At 73.3% G+C, this 22,569-nt stretch carries 17 protein-coding genes; 2 read left to right on the forward strand and 15 right to left on the reverse strand.

What is annotated here, in order from left to right; translation table 11 throughout:
- Nucleotides 1-61: 61 nt before the first annotated feature.
- The 14 genes from CHF15_RS29990 to CHF15_RS30055 form a co-directional block, all read right to left on the reverse strand.
- Entirely contained in the window at nucleotides 62-2,929 is a 2,868-nt protein-coding gene (locus tag CHF15_RS29990; protein WP_089227037.1) for an NHLP bacteriocin export ABC transporter permease/ATPase subunit, read from the reverse strand.
- Nucleotide 2,930: 1 nt separating this feature from the next.
- Nucleotides 2,931-5,189, reverse strand: a complete 2,259-nt coding sequence (locus CHF15_RS29995) for an NHLP family bacteriocin export ABC transporter peptidase/permease/ATPase subunit (RefSeq protein WP_089227038.1) — start codon at nucleotides 5,187-5,189, stop codon at nucleotides 2,931-2,933.
- A complete protein-coding gene (locus CHF15_RS30000) occupies nucleotides 5,186-5,992 on the reverse strand; it encodes an HlyD family efflux transporter periplasmic adaptor subunit (protein ID WP_089227039.1) in 807 nt (268 codons plus the stop codon). The genes CHF15_RS29995 and CHF15_RS30000 overlap by 4 nt, the downstream gene beginning before the upstream one ends.
- A 104-nt stretch (nucleotides 5,993-6,096) precedes the next feature.
- A complete protein-coding gene (locus CHF15_RS30005; RefSeq protein WP_089227040.1) occupies nucleotides 6,097-6,324 on the reverse strand; it encodes a type A2 lantipeptide in 228 nt (75 codons plus the stop codon).
- Nucleotides 6,325-6,740: 416 nt separating this feature from the next.
- Complete coding sequence (locus CHF15_RS30010) at nucleotides 6,741-7,460, reverse strand: TetR/AcrR family transcriptional regulator (RefSeq protein WP_089227041.1); 720 nt, start codon at nucleotides 7,458-7,460, stop codon at nucleotides 6,741-6,743.
- 79 nt (nucleotides 7,461-7,539) lie between these two features.
- Nucleotides 7,540-8,856 carry an ABC transporter substrate-binding protein gene (locus CHF15_RS30015; protein ID WP_089227042.1) on the reverse strand — a complete coding sequence of 439 codons (1,317 nt, stop codon included), beginning with the start codon at nucleotides 8,854-8,856 and terminating at the stop codon, nucleotides 7,540-7,542.
- 88 nt (nucleotides 8,857-8,944) lie between these two features.
- Entirely contained in the window at nucleotides 8,945-10,039 is a 1,095-nt protein-coding gene (locus CHF15_RS30020; RefSeq protein WP_179280027.1) for a branched-chain amino acid ABC transporter permease, read from the reverse strand.
- Between the two features lie 7 nt (nucleotides 10,040-10,046).
- Nucleotides 10,047-10,922, reverse strand: coding sequence for a branched-chain amino acid ABC transporter permease (locus tag CHF15_RS30025; protein WP_089227043.1), 876 nt, complete (start codon nucleotides 10,920-10,922; stop codon nucleotides 10,047-10,049).
- Nucleotides 10,923-11,639 (reverse strand): ABC transporter ATP-binding protein, encoded by a 717-nt coding sequence (locus CHF15_RS30030; RefSeq protein WP_089227044.1) that lies wholly within the window; start codon nucleotides 11,637-11,639, stop codon nucleotides 10,923-10,925. It abuts the gene before it with no gap.
- Complete coding sequence (locus CHF15_RS30035; protein WP_089227045.1) at nucleotides 11,632-12,468, reverse strand: ABC transporter ATP-binding protein; 837 nt, start codon at nucleotides 12,466-12,468, stop codon at nucleotides 11,632-11,634. Before CHF15_RS30035 ends, CHF15_RS30030 begins: the two co-directional genes overlap by 8 nt.
- 284 nt (nucleotides 12,469-12,752) lie before the next feature.
- Nucleotides 12,753-14,378, reverse strand: a complete 1,626-nt coding sequence (locus CHF15_RS30040) for a sodium/solute symporter (RefSeq protein WP_089227046.1) — start codon at nucleotides 14,376-14,378, stop codon at nucleotides 12,753-12,755.
- The gene (locus tag CHF15_RS30045; protein ID WP_089227047.1) at nucleotides 14,375-14,743 is read right to left on the reverse strand and encodes a DUF485 domain-containing protein; all 369 of its coding nucleotides are present in this window, start codon (nucleotides 14,741-14,743) and stop codon (nucleotides 14,375-14,377) included. The genes CHF15_RS30040 and CHF15_RS30045 overlap by 4 nt, the downstream gene beginning before the upstream one ends.
- Before the next feature lie 510 nt (nucleotides 14,744-15,253).
- Nucleotides 15,254-17,746: a SpoIIE family protein phosphatase gene (locus CHF15_RS30050; RefSeq protein WP_089227048.1), complete on the reverse strand. Its 2,493-nt coding sequence runs from the start codon at nucleotides 17,744-17,746 to the stop codon at nucleotides 15,254-15,256.
- Nucleotides 17,747-17,918: 172 nt separating this feature from the next.
- Entirely contained in the window at nucleotides 17,919-18,917 is a 999-nt protein-coding gene (locus tag CHF15_RS30055) for a polysaccharide deacetylase family protein (protein ID WP_089227049.1), read from the reverse strand.
- A 198-nt stretch (nucleotides 18,918-19,115) separates the two neighbouring features.
- Here CHF15_RS30055 and CHF15_RS30060 point away from each other — a divergent pair, with 198 nt between their 5' ends.
- A complete protein-coding gene (locus tag CHF15_RS30060) occupies nucleotides 19,116-19,820 on the forward strand; it encodes a glycoside hydrolase family 75 protein (protein WP_089227050.1) in 705 nt (234 codons plus the stop codon).
- 154 nt (nucleotides 19,821-19,974) lie between these two features.
- Nucleotides 19,975-21,375 carry a dihydrolipoyl dehydrogenase gene (lpdA, locus tag CHF15_RS30065; RefSeq protein ID WP_089227051.1) on the forward strand — a complete coding sequence of 467 codons (1,401 nt, stop codon included), beginning with the start codon at nucleotides 19,975-19,977 and terminating at the stop codon, nucleotides 21,373-21,375.
- Nucleotides 21,376-21,933: 558 nt separating this feature from the next.
- On the opposite strand, the gene CHF15_RS30070 is transcribed toward lpdA, so the two are convergent.
- A complete protein-coding gene (locus CHF15_RS30070) occupies nucleotides 21,934-22,566 on the reverse strand; it encodes an SRPBCC family protein (RefSeq protein WP_089227052.1) in 633 nt (210 codons plus the stop codon).
- Between the last annotated feature and the right edge of the window lie 3 nt (nucleotides 22,567-22,569).

Raw genomic sequence — 22,569 nt, forward strand, 5'->3', positions numbered from 1 at the left:
CGAGACGCCGCGTCAGCCGTACGCCGGCGTCCGCACGGTACGGGGGAGCGGTCGCCCTGACCTAGCTCATCTGACGCCGGACCAGCTCGCGGAGCCGGCCGCCGGGGTTCGCCAGCAGGTCGGTGGGGCGGCCCTCCTCCACGACGCGCCCGTCCTCCATCACCACGACGCGGTCGGCGTCCAGGACGGTGGAGAGCCGGTGGGCGATCACCACACGGCTGGCCCGCAGCCGCCGGGTGCTGTCGATGACGATGCGCTGGGTCTCGTTGTCGAGGGCGCTGGTGGCCTCGTCGAGGAAGAGGACGCGGGGCCGGCGGATCAGGGCCTGGGCGATCATCAGGCGCTGGCGCTGGCCGCCGGAGATGGTGCTGCCGCCCGCGATCATGGTGTGCAGGCCCATGGGCATGCGCTTGATGTCCTCGGCGAGACCGGCCATCGCGGCGGCCTCCATCGCCTCCTCCTGCGAGTACGCCTCGGCGCCGCAGATGCAGTCGAGGATCGAGCCGGTGAACGGCTGGGCGTTCTGCAGCACGACGCCGCACTGGCGGCGGACCGCGCCCTGGTCGAGGGCGGCCAGGTCCTGGCCGTCGTACAGGACGCTGCCGGAGGCGGGCCGGTCGAAGCCGATGAGCAGGCGCAGCAGCGTGGACTTGCCGCAGCCGCTGGGGCCGACGATCGCCACGAACTCCTCGGGCCCGACCCGCAGGGAGACGTCGTCCAGGACGAGCGGGCCGTCGTCGGAGTAGCGAAAGGAGAGGTTGCGGGCCTCGATCGCCCCCGAGAGGACGCCGGGCTGGGTGCTGCCGCCGCGCACCTCGGGGGCCTCGTCGAGGATCGGCTTGACCTGCTCGTACATCGGCAGCACCGCCGCGGCCGACAGCAGCGCCCCGGTGAGCTGGGTGACCGAGGTCAGCAGCATGGTCATGGCGGTGCTGAAGGTGAGGAAGCCGGAGGCGGACAGCGAGCCCCGGGCCGGACCGGCCAGCAGCATGAACATGATGAGGGAGCAGAGCGGCAGGTAGACGGCGTTGAGGACGGTCGTGATGTTCTTGATGCGGCCCGCCCGCCGCTGGAGTTCGCGGCTGCGGGCGAAGCGGCGGGCCCACGCGGCATACGCGAAGCTCTCCGCGGCGGCGACGCGGAGCTTGGGCAGGCCGCGCAGGGTCTGGAAGGCCTCGTTGTTGAGCTTGTTGCCGAGTTCCACCAGCCTTCGCTGCCAGCGCAGTTCCCACAGGCCGAGCCCGAGGAGCAGGACGCCGATGACGACGAGCATGCCGAGGGCGGCGAGCGCCAGCGGGACGCTGTACAGGAGCAGCAGGACGAGGTTCATCGCGCCGACCGTCGTCGCCTGGACCGCGACCGGGCCGACCCCCGCGAGCACGCGGCGGATGGCGCTGATGCCCATCGCGGCACTGGCGAGCTCACCCGTGGAGCGCCCGGCGAAGAACCCGGTCGGCAGACGCAGCAGGCGGTCCCACACCGCGGGCTGCAGGGTGGCCTCGATACGGCCCTCGATGCGGAGCACGGTGAGGTTCTGCGTCAGCATGAACGCGGCGCACACCAGGCCGGTGACGGCGACGGCGAGCGCGGCCTGGACGATGAGCCCGCTCTCGGCGTCGGGTACGTACGTGCCCAGCACCTGCCCGGTCGCGATGGGCACGAGCGCGCCGAGGCCGACGGTGACCATGCTGCTGAGGACGAGGTTGCGCAGATCGCCCGTGGAGCCCCGGAGGCTGAAGCGCAGCAGCCGCGCCAGCCCGGCTCCCCGTTCGGGGAGCGGCCGGTAGAGCATGTCCGCGCGCTGCTCGAAGTCCTCCGCGTTGTACTCGGCGACCCGTACGCGGCTGCCGCCGCCGGGCCCGACCGCCTCGTAGCCGCCGCGCCGCCACAGCAGGGCCACCGGCGCGCCGGACGCGGCGCGCCGGCCGACGAGGGGGCCGGTGTTCTCCCGCCACCACTCGCCGTCGAGGCGCACCGGGCGGCTGCGGATGCCGGAGGTGAGCGCGACCCGCTCGACGGGGTCCATGCGGTCGCTGACGGCACCGCTGCGCGAGGGCGGGACGAGGGTGATCCCGGCGGCCTCGGCGACCTGGCGGCAGACGGCGTACGTCGCGTCGTCGGAAGGGGCCGCGGCGGTACGCGAGGGGGCTTTGCGGGAGGTGGCGATGGAGGCCAGCAGATCGCGGTCCGCCTGTTCCCGGACGGCCTCCCCGGCCTTGATGCCCGCGGCCGTACGGTCCTCGTGGGCGCGTTCCATGCCCTCGATCCAGCCGTCGAGCGTGGACAGCAACCGGTACTGCTGGTTGACCATGCTCTGCCACATCGTGCCGTCGATCAGCAGGTCGCCCGCCGCCTCCGCGGAGTACGCGGCACCGTACTGCACGCTGCCCGGCAGGACCGGCAGCCACAGGATGTCGTCGTCGGCGACGTGCTCGGCGCCGGTGGCGCGGCCGGTCAACGGGGCCTCGTACAGCACGCGCTGGCTGCGGCCGACGCCGAGCGCGAAGGCGTGCTCGAGGAGGCTGAGGGCGAGCTCCCGGGTGTCGTGGCCGGCGCCGTACGGGCCCTGCCGGTCCCAGCCGTCGCCGTACGCCGCCTGCTGCGGGTGGGGCGGCCGGTACAGCTCGCGCAGCGGGACGCGGCGCAGGTGGCAGCCCTGCAGCGGGCGGCCGACGAGGGTGTGCCGGGGCCCCTCGACCGGGCCGAGCAGGAGGGTGCCGGGTTCCAGGCGGCCCAGGTAGTGCCAGTGGCCCTGCTGGGCCGCGTCGACCGCGAACAGGTCGAGCGCGCCCGCCACCACGAGCCACAGCACGTGCGGCCCCTCCAGCGGGAGGCTGCGCAGGCCGGTGCAGTCGAGGGGGGTGCCCAGCCCGCCGAGGGCGGCCAGGACCGGGTCGTCGGCGGCGGTGCCGGGCTCCACGGGGGTCAACTCAGTGCTCCTTGACCAGTGCGGCGTACGCGCCGCCCGCGGCGATGAGTTCCTCGTGGCGCCCGCGCTCGACGACCGTGCCGTGGTCGAGGACCAGGATCTCGTCGCTGTCGCGGACCGTGCTGAGCCGGTGCGCGATCACCACGCAGGCGCAGCCGCGGCGCCGCAGGTTGTCGATGATGGCCTGCTCGGTCTCCGCGTCGAGGGCGCTGGTCACCTCGTCGAGCACCAGCACGCTGGGCCGCCGGACCAGGGCCCGGGCGATCTCCAGCCGCTGCCGCTGGCCGCCGGAGAAGTTGCGGCCGTCCTGTTCGACGCGGCTGTGGAGGCCGCCGGGGCGCCGCGCGACCACCTCGTACAGGCAGGCGTCGCGCAGCGCTGCCTCCACGTCCCCGTCGGGGATGGAGGGGTCCCACAGCGCCACGTTGTCGCGCACCGTGCCCTCGAAGAGGAAGACGTCCTGGTCGACGAACGAGACGGACGCGGCCAGCGCGCCGCGCGGGATGTCCTCCAGGCGCGTCCCGTCGATGCGGATCGTGCCCTCCCAGGGGCTGTAGAGCCCCGCGATGAGCCGGGAGACGGTGGACTTGCCGCTGCCCGAGCCGCCGACCAGCGCGACCTGGCGGCCGGGGGCGACGGAGAGCGAGAAGCCGGACAGCAGCGGCTTGTCGAGGGGGCTGTAGCCGAAGGTGACGTCCTCCAGCGTGACGTGGCCCCTCAGACGGCGGTTGCTCGCCCCGGACTCCGGACGCGCGTACAGCGAGTCGACGGGGAAGTTCTCGACGTCCTTGAGCCGCACCACGTCGGCGGCGAAGTCCTGGATGCGGCCGGCGACGCCGTTGAGCCGGGTGATGGGCGCGGTGAACCGGGTGACCAGGGCCTGGAAGGCGACGAGCAGACCGATCGAGATGTGACCCTCCACCGCCCGCAGTCCGCCGATCCACAGGATGAGCGCGCTGTTGAGCGTGGCGAGCGTCGGGGCGACGACCGACAGCCAGGCGCTGGGCACGCCGAGCCGCTGCTGCTCCTCCAGGGTGGAGGCGTGCTGCCCGGCCCAGCGGCGGAAGTAGCCGTTCTCGCCCCCGGTGGCCTTCATCGTCTCGATCAACTGCAGGCCGGTGTACGAGGTGTTGGTGAGCCGGGCGCTGTCGGCGCGAAGTTTCTGCGTCCGGGTGGCGCGCAGCCGGGTCACCACGCGCATGGCGACCGCGTTGAGCAGGGCGATCCCCACCCCGAGGACGGTGAGCTGGGGATCGTACGTCCACATCAGCAGCGCGTAGAGCACCACGACGACGCCGTCGACGGCCGCCGCGGCCAGGTCGCGGGCGAGGGTCTCGGCGACCGCGTCGTTGGACTGCAGGCGCTGTACGAGGTCGGCCGGGCTGCGCTGGGTGAAGAAGGTGACCGGCAGCCGCAGCAGGTGGCGCAGGAAGCGGGCGCTGCCGAGGGTGGAGGAGATGATGCGGCCGCGCAGCAGGTTGGACTGCTGGACCGCGGTGAGCGCGGCGGTGAGCGCGACCAGGACGGCCATCGACGCGAACAGCACGCCCAGCAGGGAGGTCTGCTCGCCGATCAGGAACAGGTCGATGTAGGTGCGGCTGAGCGCGGGCAGCGCTGCTCCGACCGCGACCAGCAGGAGGCTGGCCACCAGCGCGGCGAGCATGGTGCCGCTGGTGCCGCGCAGCCGGGCCGGAAGGGCGCCGAGGACGCCGGGCCTGCGGCCGCCGCGGTGGAAGTCCGGGCCCGGCTCGAAGGTGAGCACGACACCGGTGAAGCTGGTGTCGAAGTCCTCCACCGGAACGAAACGCCGCCCCTTGTCGGGGTCGTTGACGTGGACGCCGCGCCGGCCGAGGCGGCGGCCCGTGCCGTCGTAGACGACGTAGTGGTTGAACTCCCAGAAGAGGATGGCCGGTGCCTGCACCTCGGCGAGGGCCGCGGTCTCCATCTGCATGCCCTTGGCCTGCAGGCCGTAGCCGCGGGCGGCCTTGAGCAGGTTGCTGGCGCGGGAGCCGTCGCGGGAGACGCCGCAGGCGATGCGCAGTTCCTCCAGCGGCACGTGCCGGCCGTAGTGGCCGAGCACCATCGCCAGGGAGGCCGCGCCGCACTCCACCGCCTCCATCTGCAGCACGGTCGGCGTGCGGACGGTGCGCGGCCTGCGGCGCGGACGCTGCCGGCGGGTGCGTGCGGGCTCGGGGCGGTGTCTGCGGCGGCCGTCGGGCGGCAGCGGCCGCTGCTGGGGCCGGGCGGTCGGCGCGGTCAAGGGAGCAGCCAATCGATCGGGCGCTGTGCGGCCAGGTGGACGGCGCCGGTGGCCAGGGTCATGGAGTCCAGCTCGTACGAGGGACCGTCGCCCTTGGACCAGCGGTATCCGGTCGGGGTGCGGGAGGAAGCGTCGAGTCTCACGACGACGGCCACCGGGCGTCCCCCGCGGGTGAGTTGCGCCGCGAGCTGGGGGTCGCCGAGGTCGGCGGCGATCTGCCGGGCGGTGCGCGAGGTGCGGCCGACGGTCTGCACATGGCCGCGCAGCACCCCGTACCGGGCCTGGGGCGCGGACTCGACGGTGAGGTCAACCGCGGCGCCCACCGGTACAGAGGAGGCACCGGTCGCCGGGACGTAGAGGGTCGCGACGAGCGGGTCGCCGGTGCGGGCGACGCGTTCGACGGCCGCCACGTCCGCGCCGACGGTGACGACGGTGCCGATCGAGGCCACCAGGGCGGTGACCCGGCCCGCCGCCACGGTGCGGACGACGGTGTCGCCGCGCGCCGTACGGACGTTGAGCAGAGGGGCGTCGGCGGGCAGGCGCTGCCCTTCCTCGGCGAGGACCCGGGTGACCTGTCCGGCGACCGGACTCTGCAGGACGTAACTGCCCTGCCCGTAGCCGATAATTCCCGGTACGCTCAATTTCGAGGACACGGAACCGTTTACCGCCCAGGAACTCGCGGCGGCGATCACGAGAATGGCGACGGCCAGTACGAGACGGCCCTGCGGGCGCGCGAAACGCACCGGGAGATCGAGCGCCTCCGGTGATTGGAGCTTGGCAAGGGCCTTTTGGCGAAACTGCACGGAACTCTTCCCTCAGCCGCATCCCTCGCCATTGGGACACAAGGCCGCAATGGCGTCCGCGGGTCCCGGAAGGGAGGCATCCGGGACCCGCGGATCCATTTGTGTCAGAGACCCGCGATCAGGCCGGTGGCCAGGCCGGTCACGGCGCCGGTGTTGACGCCGGAGATGCCCTCGACCGTGCCGACGACACCGGAGACGGTGCCGGCGACCGGGGCGATCGACTCGACGGTGCCGGTGGCGCTGGCCACGAGGCCGCCCACGAGACCGCCGGAGACGTTGTCCAGGTCCGCGTCGGAGATCTCGCGGGTCTCAACCTGGGAGGTGAAGTCCATGGGGGGTTTCCCTTCGTGTGAACACATTTCATGTGGCGAATCATCAGGGGGGCAACCTCTTCGCCACGGCACGGGATACAAGCATGGGAGCCGGTGGCGCGGCCAATTGCCGATCAGGGCGTTCGAATTTGGTTCGGATCCATGGCTTCACCGGTGTGCGCTGTTTCCCACCTCGCGGTGGCAATTCCTTCACACCCGGGGAGGGCGCCGGAGTCGCGGAACCGGGCACTCCGGATCAAACCGCGCGCACCGGTGCGGGGTGTCCCGTGCGGACGTGCGGGCGTATGTCGCCCACGTGTGCGGTGTGCAGATTTACCGGAGGTAATGTTCAGCCCTGCGCTTGAGCCGGGCCTGCCGCCCCGTGAGCAGGGGTGATCCACGGTGCGCGGGCACCGGGGGCCGATGGCGGGACGGGCTCAGGCGGTGGCCGGACGGGCCCGGCCGGCGGCGTCTCCCTCGGTGCCGGACAGCCCGAAGTCGCAGAGCCTGCCGATGAGTTCCAGAGCGGTGTCGGTCAGGTCCGCGGCCTCGCGGGCGTCGTCGCAGACGACGAGCTCCCGCCCGATCTCGGCGATCGTCGTCGTGAGCGCGATCAGCAGGGCGCGGTCGCCCGGCCGTTCGTGGGTGATGCCGAGCAGCGTCGCGTTGTGGCTGATCCAGGTCCTGAGGTTCTGCCGGCCGAGCAGGTCGAAGCCCGGCGGGGTGTCCCCGGTGTAGAAGAGCCTGGCCATCTCCCGCCGGGCCCGGGTGTGCTCCAGGTACGCGCGGGTGCCGGTCAGGAAGAGGGCGCGCGGGCGGCTCTCGCCGGTCTCCCGGAGCCGGGCCACCGCCCGGGCCGTGGTCTGCGCCTGCGCGGTGCGGAACTCCTCCCACAGGGCCAGGAAGAGGTCCACCTTGCCGTCGAAGTGGTGGTAGAGCCCGCCGACGCTGGCGTCCGCGCGGCGGACCACCTCGGCGATGCCGGCCGCCGCGTACCCCGACTCCCCGAAGACCTCGCGGGCCGCCTTGAGGAGCGCCTGCCGGGTGGTCGCCGCCCGGCCGGGCGTCCGGGCCGGGGCCGGCCCGGACGCCCCACCGGTCGTGGGAAGGTCCGCGGGATCGCCGATGAGCAGCTCGTCACCGCGTGTGTCGCCCATCCCGGGACCTTCCGTCCGTCACGGTCGCGTCGCGCCGTGAACCCACTGCCTGGAGGGGCAGCACACTACCCCTGGTCGTTCAGGACGCCGGGATGCCGTTGGCCGGGGCCTCCGGCGGCGCCGTGGTGTACGGCGTGATGGCGCCCTGCTCGTCGTCCGTCACCAGCGGCGTGCCCTGCAGGGCGACTTCGGTGCTGCCCTTCAGGATGCCGATCTGGACGCCGGTGTAGCCCGCGTGGGAGTCCCCGCTGAACCGGAACGGCACCAGCCCGGGCCCGGTGAATCCGCCCTTCTCCACGGCCTTCACCAGCGACTCGCGCGTGGGGTTCTTCCCGGCGCCCTGCAGCGCCTGGACGAAGGTGTAGGCCATGGACATCCCGAACTCGACGTTGCCGTCGAAGGGCAGCTTCGGGATGTATTTGTCGTGGATCCCGCGGAAGAGCTTGATCCAGCTGTTGGAGGCGTCGTTGGTGGGCGGCATGTAGGTGTCGGTGATGATGCCGTCCATGAGCGCCGCCGGGTCGGCCGTGCCGCCCGCCTGCTTGGCGAAGGACTGCAGCAGGCCCGCCAGGGTGGTCGGGTCGGAACCGACGTTGGTCACCACCATCTGCGGGTTGTACTGGAGCTTGAGCGAGGTGAGCTTGAACAGCGCGGTGTACGTCGGGATGGTGAACAGCACCACCACGTCCGCCTTGGACTGGGCGATGGCCGTGACCTGCGGGGCGATGTCGGTGCCGCCGGGCTGGTAGCTCTGCCGGCTGACCACCGACTCCTTGGGGATGTACTGGTCCAGGCCCTCGACGCCGTCCTTGCCGAAGTCGTCGCCCTGGTAGAAGTAGGCGACCTTCTTGCCCGCGAAGTTCTCCTTGATGTACTGGCCGAGGATCTTGCCCTCGACGAGGTAGTCCGGCTGCCAGCCGAAGGTCTGCGGGTGCTTGTCGGGCTGGTCCCAGCAGCGGCAGCCGGAGGACACGAACAGGTCCGGCACGCGGCGGCTGTTGAGGAAGTCGACCACCTTGGTGTGGGTCGGCGTGCCGAGGCCGCCCACCATGGCGAAGATCTTGTCCTCCAGGACGAGTTCCTTGGTGACCTTCACCGTCTGGGTCGGGTTGTAGGCGTCGTCCTTGTACCGGAAGTCGATCTTCCGGCCGTTGACCCCGCCGTTGGCGTTGACGTGGTCGAAGTACGCCTTGGCGCCCGCCGAGACGTTGCTGTACCCGGGTGCCGCGGGCCCGGTGAGCGGCTGGTGGCTGCCGATGACGATGCTGTCCTCGGTGACGCCCGGCGCGGCGGAACCGCCGCCGGAGCCGCCCGAACAGGCGGTGAGCACCAGGGCCAGCACGGCCAGCGCGGCGCCGCCGCGCAGACGCAGGCCGTGTCGGTGACTTCTTCTCATGACCCCTCCTGGAACCGAATCGGATTCGGTGGGTTTTGAACGGATTTCACGTGACGTGCCGGTGGTTGACGGAACGGGATGTGGACGGTCAGGTACCGGAACCCCGGGTGCGGAGCCGCCGGACCAGACGGATGAGGGCCCCTTGGATCCCTTGCGGGAACAGGAGCATCGACAGGACGAGGGCGAGGCCGTACAGGGCCAGCGGCAGGTTCGCGTAGAAGCCCCGGGACAGGTGCAGGGCGTCCGCCACGTCCCCCGTCCAGTTGGGCAGCAGGACGAGGAGCACCGAGCCGTACACGGCGCCCGCCAGGCTGCCCAGGCCGCCGAGCACGGCCGCGGTCAGCAGGGACAGCGAGAGCGCCAGCGGGAACGCGCCGGGCGCGGCCAGCGAGCTGACCACCGCGAGGAGTGCGCCGCCCAGGCCCGCGCAGGCCGCGCTGACCACGAAGGCGAGCACCCGCAGCCGGGCCACGTGGATGCCGGCCAGCGCCGCGGAGACCTCGTCGTCCCGGATCGCCCGCCACGACCGGCCGACGCGGCTGCGCCCGAGGTCGGCGAGGAGCACCAGCACCACCACCGCGCACAGCACGCAGACCCAGGCCTGCCAGCGCTCCATCGGGAAGTACGGGCCCAGCGCCTCGGGCGGCGGGGGCGAGTCCACCACGAGCCCGTTCTCGCCGCCGAGCAGATCGGTCAGGTGCCGGTAGTTGGCGAGCGCCGGCAGCCCGACGGCCAGGGTGAGGGTCGCGCCCGCGAGGTACGGGCCCTGCAGCCGCGCCGCGGCGGCGCCCACCAGCGCGCCGAGGGCGGCCGCGACCGCCGTGCCCGCCAGCAGCGAGACGGCCAGCGACCAGCCCAGTTCGGTGAGGAAGAGGCCGGTCCCGTAGGCGCCCGCCGCCATCAGCGCGCCGTGCCCCAGCGAGATCTGGCCGTTGGTCCCGGTCAGGACGGTCAGCCCGGCGACCGCGCACACGTACGTGGCGACGGTGGCGACCTCCAGGTTCTGGAACGGCGACAGCAGCGCGCTGACGCCGCAGACCACCAGCAGCCCGAGCAGCGCGGGCACCAGGTGCCGTACCGCGGTGCGGTCCATCGGACCCCGCAGCCGGGCCGCCAGGCCGGCGGCCGCCGGGCCCCCGAGCGGGGACCCCAGGTCCTTCGAGGTGTCGGTCGTGTCGGTCATGTGCCCCTCACACCCGTCGCACGGAGGTACGCGAGAACAGGCCGTTGGGCCTGATCATCAGCACCGTCATCAGCACCGCCAGCGCGCCCAGCAGCGCGACCTCGGACCCCAGGTACCCCGAGACGTAGGAGAGGGTGAGCCCGACCACGAGCCCGCCGACCACCGCACCGGGCGGGCTGTCCAGCCCCCCGACGACGGCGGCGGCGAAACCGAACACCAGCACCGCGTCGAATTGGTTGGGCCCGACGAAGGTCGCCGGCGCCACCAGGACCCCGGCGAGCGCCCCGACCGCCCCCGCCAGCGCCCAGCCCAGCGTGAGCACCCGCCCGACCCGCACCCCGAACATCCGGGCCACCTCGGGGGAGAAGGCCGCCGCACGCATCCGCAGCCCCACCGGGGTGACCCGGAAGAGCAGCACGAGCAGCGCCATCACCACCAGCACGGCCCCGATGACGAACAGGTCCGAGGGCGACAGCAGCAACCGGGCGTCGCCCACCGTGAAGCCCTTGATGCCCAGCAGCGGCGGGAAGGAGCGCGGCGAACCGCCCCACACCATCCCGGCCACCGCCTGCAGGAACAGCAGCAGACCGAGGGTGACGATCACCGCGTTCATCGGCGGCCCGTTCTCGATCGGGCGGACCAGCACCCGCTCCACGACCGCCCCCAGGACGAACCCCGAGACGAGGGCGGCCAGCAGCCCGAGCCAGTACGAACCCGTCGCGTCGATCACGCCGAGCGCGACGAAGGTCGTGATCATCAGCATGCCGCCCTGGGCGAAGTTGACGATCCGGGTCGCCCGCCAGATGAGCACCAGGGCCAGCGCGACCGCGGCGTAGACGATGCCGCTGCTCACCCCGCCCAGCGTCAGATTGATGAAGTACATTCAGAACCCCAGATAGGCGTGGCGGAGGTCGTCCGCGGTGGCGAGGCTCGCGGCCGCGTCGGACGCGACCACCCGCCCCAGGTTCAGCACGACGCCGTGGTCCGCGACGGACAGGGCGCTGCGCGCGTTCTGCTCCACCAGGAGCACGGTGAGCCCCTGCCGCTCCCGCAACTCCCGCAGGACCGCGAGGATCTGCGCGGTGACCCGGGGAGCGAGCCCCAGCGACGGCTCGTCGAGCAGCAGCAGCCGCGGCCGGGTCATCAGCGCCCTGCCGATGGCCAGCATCTGCCGTTCGCCGCCGGAGAGCGTCTCCGCGAGCCGTGCGCGCCGCTCGGCCAGCGCGGGGAACAGGGCGTACACCTCGTCCAGCCCGGTGGACTGCAGCGCCCTGCGCTCGCGCCGGTTCCGCCACAGGACGCCCAGCCGGAGGTTGTCCTGGACGGTCAGCTCGGTGATGACCCCGCGGCCCTCCGGCACATGGGCCAGGCCCAGCCGTACGACCTCCTCGACGGGCAGCCGGGTGATGTCGGTGCCGTCGAGCAGGACGCTGCCGGAGCGGGGCCGCACGAGCCCGTTGACGGTGCGAAGGAGCGTCGTCTTGCCGGCGCCGTTGGCGCCCAGCACGGCGGTGATGCTGCCCTGGTCCACGGTGAGGGACACCTCGTCCAGGGCCCGCACCATGCCGTAGGAGACGGCGAGTTCACGGACCTCAAGCACGGGAGGACTCCTCTCGTGACCCGGGCGCCGCCGGTGCCGCGGTGTCGGCCGGCGCCGGTGTCCCCTCGGTGACCTCGTCGCCGAGGTACGCCTCGGTCACCAGCGGGTCGTCGCGTACCTCGTCCGGGGTGCCGTAGGCGATGACCTTGCCGAAGTCGAGGACCAGGACCCGGTCGCAGACCCGCATGACCAGGTCCATGTGGTGCTCGACGAGGATCACCGACATCCTTTCGCGCAGCCCGGAGATGACCTCGCCCAGTTCGCGCATGCCGTCCTCGGACAGCCCCGAGGCCGGCTCGTCGAGCAGCAGCAGCCGCGGCTCGCCGACCAGCGCCCGGGCCAGCGCGACCTGCTTCTGCACCCCGTAGGGGAGCTCGCCGGGGAGCCGGCCGGCGGCGTCCTCCGCGCCGAGCTCCCGCAGGACGGCCAGCGAACGGTGGCGCAGCAGCCGCTCGTCGCGGTCCGAACGGGGCAGGCCCAGCAGCGCGGAGGCGAAGCCCGCCCGCGCGTGCCGGGTCGCCCCGACCATGACGTTCTCCAGCACGGTGAGCCGGGGGAACAGCCCCAGGCCCTGCAGGGTCCTGGCGATGCCGAGCCGGGCCAGCTGGTGCGGGCGGGGCCAGGGCAGTGCCCGGTCCTGCCAGTGCAGCGTCCCGGCAGCGGGGCGCACAAAGCCGCACACGGCGTTGAACAGGGTCGTCTTACCGGCCCCGTTGGGGCCGATGACGCCGAGCACTTCGCCCGGCCGGACCGACAGGGACACCGCATCGAGGGCGGACAGGCCTCCGAAGGAGACCTCGAGTCCGTCGATGCGCAGGAGGCTTTCCACCAGTCACCCTTCCTTGGGAGTTCGGCGGGGGTGGTACGGGACGAGAGGGGCGAGGGGTCGGGGATCGGGGGTCGGGGGTCGGATTGCGCGGACGGTCCGGTCGCCCGGTCGTCCGCCGGCTCGGCGCGGGGTCGTTCGGGTCGCTGCGCCGGGCCTCTCGCGCGCGGTGGCCTGCCGTTCGGGAGGACTCCCCCCAGCCCGACCGAATCAGAATCGGATTCGGTTCCGACTGAGGGTGACCCCTGCCCGAAGTGCTGACAAGCCCCCGGTGGCGAGGAGTTCGGCTAGCCGGCGCCCGCGAGCAGGCGCGCCTCGCCCGCCTCGTAGCGCCGCCTGCTCTCGGCGGCCGTCCCGTCCCGGCGCCGCCGGTCGTAGCGGCTGCCGAGCCAGCCGGCGAGGAAGCCGAAGGGGATGGACACCAACCCGGCGGTCTGCAGCGGGAACCAGTGGAAGTCGCGGTCCGGGAAGAGCGCCGTGGGGCCGCCGGACACCGCCGTCGAGAACACCGTCAGCAGCAGGACGCACCCCGTGCCGCCGTACAGCGCGGCCAGCAGGCCCGTGCGGCCGAAGCCCCGCCAGAACAACGAGTAGGTGAGGGCCGGCGCCACCGCCGAGGCACCGATCGCCAGCGCGGTCGTCGTCATGACGGCGACGTTCCAGTCCTGGACCAGCGCGGCCAGGGCCACCGCCGTCGCGCCGACGCCCACGGCCGCCCACCGGGCCACCGCCAGCTCGGTGCGCGCCGCGGCGCGCCCGTCGCGCATCGCGTGCCCGAACAGGTCGTGCGCCAGCGACGACGCGGCGGCCAGGGTCAGCCCCGACACCGACGACAGAAGCGTCACGAACACCGTCCCGCAGACCGCGGCGTACAGCAGCGTCTCGCCGATCGACGGCGCCGCCGCCCCGAACGCCCGGGCCAGCATCAGCACCGAGGTGCGGCCCTCGGGGTCGGCCCCGGTGATCAGCCGTGCGCCGACCATGGCGGCCGCGCCCGCGCCCATGACCGTGCCCAGCAGGCAGAACGTGGTGACCGCGCCGACCGCCCAGGACATCGAGCGGCGCACGGCGGGGGCGTCGGGCGCCGAGTACAGACGCATCGTCACATGCGGCAGACACGCAACTCCGAGGACGACCGTGAGCTGCAGCCCGATGAAGTCCAGCTTCCCCTCGGTGGTCCGCCCCAGCTCCAGGCCCTGCCGCAGGTACGCCTCGCCGGCCCCGCTGCCCGCCTGCGCGGCGCGCAGCAGGGCGTCCGCGCTCCAGCCGAAGCGGCTCAAGACGAGCGCGGCGACCACGGCGCTGCTGCCCAGCAGCATCACGATCTTGATGATCTGGATGAGCGCCGTGCCCCGCATGCCGCCCATCGCCGCGTAGGCCACCATGAGGGTGCCGATCATGGCGATGGAGACGGTGCGCGCGCCGTCGAGGTGGATGCCCAGGATGGCGGTGAGCAGCGAACCCGCCCCCGACAGCTGCACGATGAGGAACGGCAGGCAGGCGGCCAGCGTGACCACGCTCGCGGCGATCCGCACCGACCGGCCGCGCATCGTGCGGGCGAGGACGTCGCCCATGGTGAACCGCCCGGCGTTGCGCAGGGGTTCGGCCAGCAGGAACATCAGCACCACCAGCGACATGCCGGTGCTGGTCGCCAGCACGAAGCCGTCGTAGCCGAAGAGCGCGATGATGCCGGTGGTGCTGAGGACGGTCGCGGCGGAGATGTAGTCGCCCGCGATGGCCAGGCCGTTCTTGAACGGGGTGAGGGTGCGGTACCCGGTGTAGAACTCCGCGAGGTCGTCCCGTTCCGGCCCGGCGAAGACGCTCAGCAGCAGGGTGCAGGTCACCAGGAACGTGAAGAAGAGGAGGACGGCGGTCTGCGTCCCCGAGTCGTATCCGGCCGCGAACTGGTTCACCGGGCGGCTCCGCCGGCCGACTCCGTCTGCTGCCGTACGCGCCGCGCCAGCGGGTCCACCGACCGCCGCGCGCTGCGCTCGTACCAGCGGACCGCCGCGAAGGTGACGGCGAGCTGCGACAGCCCCATCAGGGTGCCCAGCGTGAGTTCCCCGGCGACCCGCGTGCCCATCGTGTCCCGGGCGAGGACGGAGAGCAGGAGGAAGAGCACGAAGTAGCCGAGCGCGGTGAGCGCCGAGACCCGCCGCAGCAGCCGGTAGGCCGAGCGCAGCCGTCGGAGCTCGGTGGGCCGCACCGGTGGTCGCGGTGGTGGTGCCGCCGGTGGCGGTGGTTGCCAGTGGTGCCAGGTGTCGCCGTAGTACGTCATCGCGCGGTCTCCAAGCGGCTTGCGTGGCCAGGGTGTTCGGGCGCGGTGGAGGGACGGGGCAAGGTTCGGCCGGTACGCCCCGGGCGTCGGTGCCCCGGGGTGGCCGCACGATACCGACTGGTCGGCATGTCGGGAAGAGGTGCTGCAGGTCACGGTTGAGGCACCGCCCCGCGGGGGCCCGCCCCGGCCCTGGTCCGGCGGCCGGTGGGGCGGCAACCGCCCCTTGCCGACGGCGGTTTCGTGGGGCGGGTGAGGGCCCCGGGGCACAGGCGGATTGACGGGGGAACACCGCGCGGCGGGCCCGGCCTTGTGCGCGGGTGGGCGGCGGCCGACTGCGGGATGCCGCAGCCGGATCGGGGGCCGCCCGGTCGCTTTGTCGGGCCCGGGATCGGCCCCTGTGGCCGGCAACAGCGGCCGCTCGCACAGGAGCTGAACGCCGTCCCGCCCTCGGCCGGGCCGAACCGCCGCCCGCGCGCCGAAGCCCCCGTGGCGTCCGGGCGGGCGACGGCCTCAGCCGGAGGGATCGGTGTGCGGGGGGTGCACCGGCACCTCGCACCACACCTGCTTGCCGCCGCTGAGCGGCATCGTGCCCCAGGCGGCGGACATGGCCTCGACGAGGAGGATGCCTCGGCCGCCGGTGTCGTGCCAGTTGATGATCGCCGGTTTGACCGGTGTCCGCGGCGAGCCGTCGCCGACGGCGATCCGCAGCCGGTCGCCGGTGAGCGTGAGATCCAGCCGGACCTGGCCCTCGGTGTGCACCAGGGCGTTGGTCACCAGCTCAGAGACGACCAGCAGCACCGTGTCGGCCGCCTCGCCGAGCCCCCACGCGCGCAGGGTGCGGGCGGTGAAGCGGCGGGCGTGCGAGGCGGCGTCGGGGAGCCGCCACACCGTCCAGCTCTCGCGCACGGGCTTGACGGCCATGCCGTCGTAGCGCATGAGCAGCAGCGCCACGTCGTCACTGCGGGTGGCGGCGCTGAGCAGGGCGTCGGCCATGCGGCCCAGGTGGGAGGGATCGGCCTCGGACAGCTCGCGCGACATCCTCTGCATGCCCTCGTCCAGGGGGAGTTCGGCGGACTCCACCAGGCCGTCCGTGGTGAGCGCGAGGACCGAGCCGATCTGCAGCCGCAGCGGGATCAGCGGGAAGTCCGCGTCGTCGACGACGCCCAGCGGGGGCCCGCCGTCGCCCTCCACGGTCCGCGTGCCGCCGTCGGGCAGCCGCAGCACCGGGGGCAGGTGACCGGCGCGCACGCACCAGGCGCTGCCCTCCTCCATGTCGATGCTGACGTAGCAGCAGGTCGCGAAGAGGTCGGTCTCCATACCCACGAGCAGGCGGTTGGCATGCGAGACGACGACGTCGGGGGAGTGGCCCTCCACGGCGTACGCGCGGATCGCGGTGCGCATCTGGCCCATGAGCGTGGCCGCCCCGGCATTGTGGCCCTGGACGTCGCCGATGACCAGGGCGACGTGGTGGTCGTGCAGGGGTATGACGTCGTACCAGTCGCCGCCGACCTCCAGCCCGCCGGTCGTCGGCAGGTACCGGGCGACCGCGACGCCGCCCGGCAGCACCGGGAGCCGGCGCGGCAGAAGGGTGCGCTGGAGGGTGCCCACCAGTTCGTGCTCGGCGTCGAAGGCCCTCACGCGCACCAGCGCCTGGCCGACCAGGCCGGCCGCGGCGGTCAGCACGGCCCGCTCGTCCGCGCCGAACTCGTGGGGCTCGTCCCAGCCGATGATGCAGCATCCGACGACCCCGCCGGCCGCGGGCAGCGGCAGCACCGCGAGGCCGCCGGGGCCGACCCCGGCCAGCGTGGACTCCAGCGGCGCCCCGGCCGGCCAGAAGCCGACCCGGCCCTCGCGGAGCGCGGTCGCGAGTGTGGGCATGGCCCGGGTCGGCGCGTCCGGCCATTCCGAACGCCATTCGGTGCGCCACACCTCCGGCCACGCCGAGGGGTCCGCCGGGTCGAGGACGGTGACCACCAGCCGGTCGTTCTCCAGTTCGGCGAGCGCGATCCGGTCGGCGTTCAGCGGGCGGCGCAGCGAGGTCACCACCACCGTGCTGACGTCGCGCACGGTCGAGGCGTTGGCCAGGTCGGCGGCGAGCTGCTGCACCCGGCCCACGTCGTTGACCCCGGCCCGCATCCGCGAGGCGTCGCCGACCGTGCCCAGCAGCCGTACGGGACGGCCGTCCGGGGCGAACAGCACCCGCCCGCGCAGCCGCAGCCAGCGCAGCTCCCCGGAGGGCCGGCGGATGCGGAACTCCAGCTCGCGGTCGCCGGTGGCCATGTGCCCGGCCTCCACCACCGACATCAGCGCGGGCAGGTCCTCGGGGACGGTCAGCGCGAGCAGGGTCTCCACCCGGCCGTCGAAGCCGGCGGGTTCCAGGCCGAACAGGGCGAGCACGTCGTCGCCGACGTTGATCCAGCCGGTGTCCATGTCGAGGGTGAATCCGGTGGCCCGCGACTCCGCCCCGGCCACCGGATCGGTGTCGGCGCACGCGTCACCGGGCGTGGGGCCGGGATGGCCGATCGCGGTGGCGAACAGTTCGAGGCTCTGCCGGTCCTCGGCGTCGAAGCCGCCGGGCCGGTCGGTGACCGCCACGAGACAGCCGACGCACACGTGGTCCGCCCGCAGCGGCAGGGCGGTCAGCGAGACCTCCGGCGTCTCCGACGCCCCGTTCCCCACCAGCCGGGCGACCTCCGCGGGCCCCGCGCTCACCACGCGGTCCTGGCGCACGGCGACGGCCATGGGGGAACCGCCGTCCGTCGCGTAGCTCTGGCGCAGCCCGTGCAGGACGCGCGGCACCCCGGCCGACGCGACCAGGCACAACTGCCCGCCGGTCTCCGAGGGCGCGTACACCGCGACGTGGGTCGCACCGGTGAAGACCAGAGCCTGTTCGATGACGGATCGCAGGCGGGCGGACTGGCCAAGGTCGGATCGGAGCGATTTGAGCGCGAGCTCGGCGGACAGCGCCCGAACTCTGCGTCCTTTCGCGCCGTCGCTGACCACGTCGTCATTACACCGCCTCCGGAGCCCCGGCGCAGCCCGTGTGCAGGGAAACGTCACGGATCGTGACAAGAACGCCGGCCCGGGCCTGCTTCCCCCACGGTCTCGGCCGGCCCCCCGCGCAGGTCAACCACGGTCCCGGCGTCGACGGCGCGCGCGGGCGCCGCGACACGGCCTAGCGCTGGGGGAAGGTGTACGTGTAGCCGGCCGCGTCGAGCCGGTCGAGCAGGGTCTCCAGCGCCTGCACGGTCTGGCTCCGGTCGCCGCCGCCGTCGTGCATCAGCACGATGGCGCCGGGCTTCAGCTCGCGGTTCACGGTCGCGAGGATGGCGTCCGCGCCGGGGCGGCGCCAGTCGTCGGAGTCGACCGTCCAGCCCAGCGGGCGCAGCCCGTGGTCGGCGGCGATGGCGCGGATCGCGGGGGAGAAGTCGCCGCCCGGGGCGCGGTAGTACCACAGCGGCGCGTCGGCGGAGGCGCGGGATATCTCGTCGCGGGCGTCGAGGATCTCGTGGCGGTTGTACTCCTGCGACTTGCCGCTCTGCGCCTCGTCGTGGTGGACGGAGTGGTCGCACAGCCGGTGGCCCGCGGCGGCGATCCGCCGGACCAGGTCGGGGTGGGCCCGGGCGTTGGGGCCTATCTCGCAGAAGGTGGCCTTGGCGTGGTGCCGGGCGAGCACCTCGAGGACCTTGGGGGTCCACACCGGGTCCGGGCCGTCGTCGAAGGTGAGCGCCACCGACCTGCCCGGGGCCTCCACGCCGTGCTGGATCGAGCGCGCGGTCACGGCCGTGCCGCGGTCGGGGGCCTGGACGGCGGTGCCGTGGGCCGCGGTGCCGCGGGGCGCGTCCGAGCCGTGTGCGGGGGCCTGCGGACGGCCGGTCCCCGGGGCGGTGGGGCCGTGGTGTGCGTTGCCGTGGTGCCCGGTGCCCGCCGCCGGGGTGCGGGCCGGGCCCGGGGTGCCCGGCGGGGTGGCGTGTCCCGTGGAGGGCGTCGCGGCGGGCGCGGACGAGGGCGCGGACGGCGTGGCAGGCACGGTCGCAGGGGCGGAGGGCGCCGGGGCGGCGGCGCCGGCGCTGCTCATCATGTGCTCCGTGCCGCAGGCGGCGAGCGCGGCCCCCGCGAGCGTCACCGCCGCGACTGCTCCGAGCGCTCGGGTCGCGCGGGTCGTCAGTGCCACGGTGGTACCTCCAGGGGCCGGCTGCCGCATGCCGGGCATGCGGATCAGCCCCCCACCGTAGGGGGCGCGCGGCGGCGTGCCCTCGGTCTTTCGGTCATCCTCGGGTCCTTTGCCGGCGGGACCTTGGTCCTCTTGGCATGACTCCGACAAGCTGCCAGGATGCGAGTTAGGAAAGTTTCCTAACGGAAGGAATCCCTCGTGCGCAAGCGCCTCGCACTCGCCACCGCCGGTGCCGCAGCCACCCTGCTGGCCGCCCTCCTCACCCCGGCCGCCGGCGCGGCCGGCACCGCCGGAACCTCCCCCCGCAGCCCGCAGGAGGGCTCCGTCACCGCCGCCCAGTTACTGGCCAAGGTGGGCGGCTGCAGCCAGATCTCCAACGGCAGGTACCGCACCGACGAGGAGACCACCGCCACCGTCCCGGTCTGCGGTGCCAACGGCGCCGTGTTCTGGAAGGCCGACATGGACATCGACTGCGACGGCCAGGTCACCGCCCAGTGCAACTGGGACACCGACCCCTGGTTCCAGGACGACACGGCCTTCCACCAGTCGGACGGCCGCCCGCTCAACTCCGAGACGCTCCCCTACGTCGTCGTCCCCAGCCCCAGCGGCACCTGGGACTACCGCGGCGCCGGCATCAAGGGCGGCGGCGTCGTCGCCGTCGTGTACGGCGGCCGGGTCGAGTACGCCGTCGTCGGCGACACCGGACCCACCGCGATCATCGGCGAGGCCTCCTACGCCACCGCTCAGGCCCTCGGCATCGACCCCGACCCCGAGACCGGCGGAGCGGAGACCGGCGTGACGTACATCCTCTTCAAGAACTCCTCCGTCTCGCCGATCGAGAGCCACGCCAAGGCGGTCTCCGTAGGCGACGCCCTCGCCCGCCAGTTCCTGGCGAACAACTGACCCGCCGTCGACCCGGACGTACACCGGGCGGCCGATGCGACGCGGCGCACGCCCCCTCCGTGTTGCGCGGCCGCCCCCGGGGCCTGATCGTGGGCCAAGGGACACTCCGGCCCGCCCGAGCTTCCGCACCGTGGTCCACCCAGGGGGTCGCCGCATGAGCACACACTTTGACGTCGTCGTCCTGGGCGCGGGTCCCGGCGGGTACGTCGCCGCGATCAGGGCCGCCCAGCTGGGACTGCGCACGGCGATCGTCGAGGAGCGCTACTGGGGCGGAGTCTGCCTCAACGTCGGGTGCATCCCCTCCAAGGCCCTGCTGCGCAACGCGGAACTGGCCCACATCTTCACCAAGGAGGCCAAGACCTTCGGCATCCGGGTGAACGGCGAGGTCGCCTTCGACTACCGCGAGGCCTTCGCGCGCAGCCGCAAGGTCGCCGACGGCCGCGTCAGGGGCGTCCACTTCCTGATGAAGAAGAACGACATCACGAAGTTCGAGGGCCACGGCACCTTCACCGACGACCACACCCTCCACGTCGGGCTGGGCACCGGCGGCAGCGAGACCGTCACCTTCGACCACTGCATCATCGCCACCGGCGCCACCACCCGGCTGCTCCCCGGCACCTCGCTTAGCGAGCGGGTCGTGACGTACGAGGAGCAGATCATGACGGACACGCTCCCGGGGAGCATGCTCATCGCGGGCGCCGGCGCGATCGGCGTGGAGTTCGCGTACGTCCTGCACAACTACGGGGTGAAGGTGACCCTCGTGGAGTTCCTCGACCGGATCGTGCCGCTGGAGGACGAGGAGGTCTCGGCCGAACTCTCCCGCCAGTACCGCAAGCTGGGCATCGACGTGCTCACCTCGACCCGGGTGGAGGCGATCAACGACGCCGGCGACTCGGTGAAGGTCATGGTGACCACCGGCGGCCAGCGGCAGACGCTCCAGGCGGACAAGGTGCTCCAGGCGATCGGCTTCCAGCCGCGGATCTCCGGCTACGGCCTGGAGCAGACCGGGGTCCGGCTCACCGAGCGCGGCGCCGTCGACATCGACGAGTTCTGCCGGACCAGCGTCCCGCACATCTACGCCATCGGCGACGTCACCGCGAAACTGATGCTCGCGCACGCCGCCGAGGCCATGGGCGTGGTCGCCGCCGAGACCATCGCGGAGGCCGAGACCATGTCGCTCGACTACGTGATGATCCCGCGCGTCACCTTCTGCCAGCCGCAGATCGCCAGCTTCGGGTGGACGGAGGCACAGGCCCGCGAGCGCGGCTTCGACGTGCGCGTGGCCAAGTTCCCCTTCACCGCCAACGGCAAGGCGCACGGCCTCGGCGACGCGAGCGGCTTCGTGAAGCTCATCAGCGACGCGAAGTACGGCGAGATCCTGGGCGGCCACCTGATCGGCCCCGAGGTCACCGAGCTGCTGCCGGAGCTGACGCTCGCCCAGAAGTGGGACCTCACGGCGGCCGAACTGGCTCGCAACGTCCACGGCCACCCGACGCTCAGCGAGGCAGTCCAGGAGGCGGTCCACGGCCTCGCCGGCCACATGATCAACTTCTGAACCGCCCGGTGGTTCGGCTGTCCCGCCGTCTCGCGCCCTGCGGGCGCAAAGCGGCGGGCTGCGGAGGGGAGGGCGGGGCCTGAGGCCTGTTCCGGCTGTGCGGGCGGGTGCGCGGCCGGGGTCCAGGCGCCGGAGCGGGTGGGCTCTGCGGCGGCGCGGGTTTCGCTGCCGTCCGCGGGTGCAGATGGCCGCTTCCACGCCTTCGGTGGGTGTTGGGCGCGCCCGCCGTGACCGGCGTCTGCGGCTGATTCCGGGTGCTGTCGAGCGATGTCGGGGGAATCACGTGCAGACGCCGGTCACGGCGGGCGCGCCACCCACGGAGGGTGGGCGTGGCCACCGGCCATCTGCACCCGCGGACGGCGACGAGACCGGGACCGTACGAACAACCGGCCCCGCTCCGGCGCCTGAACCCCAGCCAGCAACCGACCCGCACCCTGCAGACAAGGCCGGGCCCCACCCTCCCCGTCCGCAGCCGGCCGCTGTGCGCCCGGAGGGCGCGAGACGGCGGGACAGCCGAACCACCGGCGCCGCCCGCACCCTTGAGCCCGGCCGTACCCGTCAGTGGCGGCGGCGCCGCAGGAAGACGACGGCCGCCGCACCGACGGCGGCGGCCACCAGCCCCGCCACCGCGGCGCGCTTGGCGACCGGAGCGCCGGCGACCCTGAGCAGGTCGAGGGGCTCGTCCTCGTGGCCGGCCGGTACGAGGGGCGCGTCCTTCGCGGCGTCCTCGCCCCCGGCGGGAGCCTGCGGCGCGGCGAGACGTCCGGCGAGGCAGTCGGCGAACTGGCCGATGATGCGGTCGCCGACCTCCGCCATCACTCCGCGTCCGAACTGCGCGGGCCGGCCGGTCACGGCGAGGTCGGTCGTCACCGAGACGACCGTCGCGCCGTCCTTCTCCGTCAGCGTGCCGGTCACCGTCGCGCGCGCCGTGCCCTGGCCGCGGACCTCCTTGCCGCGGGCGGCCAGCACCACGCGGTGCGCGGTGCCGTCCCGCTCCTCGAAGACCGCCGTGCCGCGGTACGTCACCGTCACCGGGCCGACCTTGACCTTCACCGTGCCCCTGACGGTCTCGCCGTCGTACTCCTCCACCGTCGCGCCCGGCATGCACGGCGCGACGCGCTCGATGTCCAGCAGCGCCCGCCAGGCGTCCGCCACCGGGACGGGGACCCCGAACTCGTGGTGCAGTTCCATGCT

This window comes from Actinacidiphila glaucinigra, assembly GCF_900188405.1.
GTDB lineage: Bacteria > Actinomycetota > Actinomycetes > Streptomycetales > Streptomycetaceae > Actinacidiphila > Actinacidiphila glaucinigra.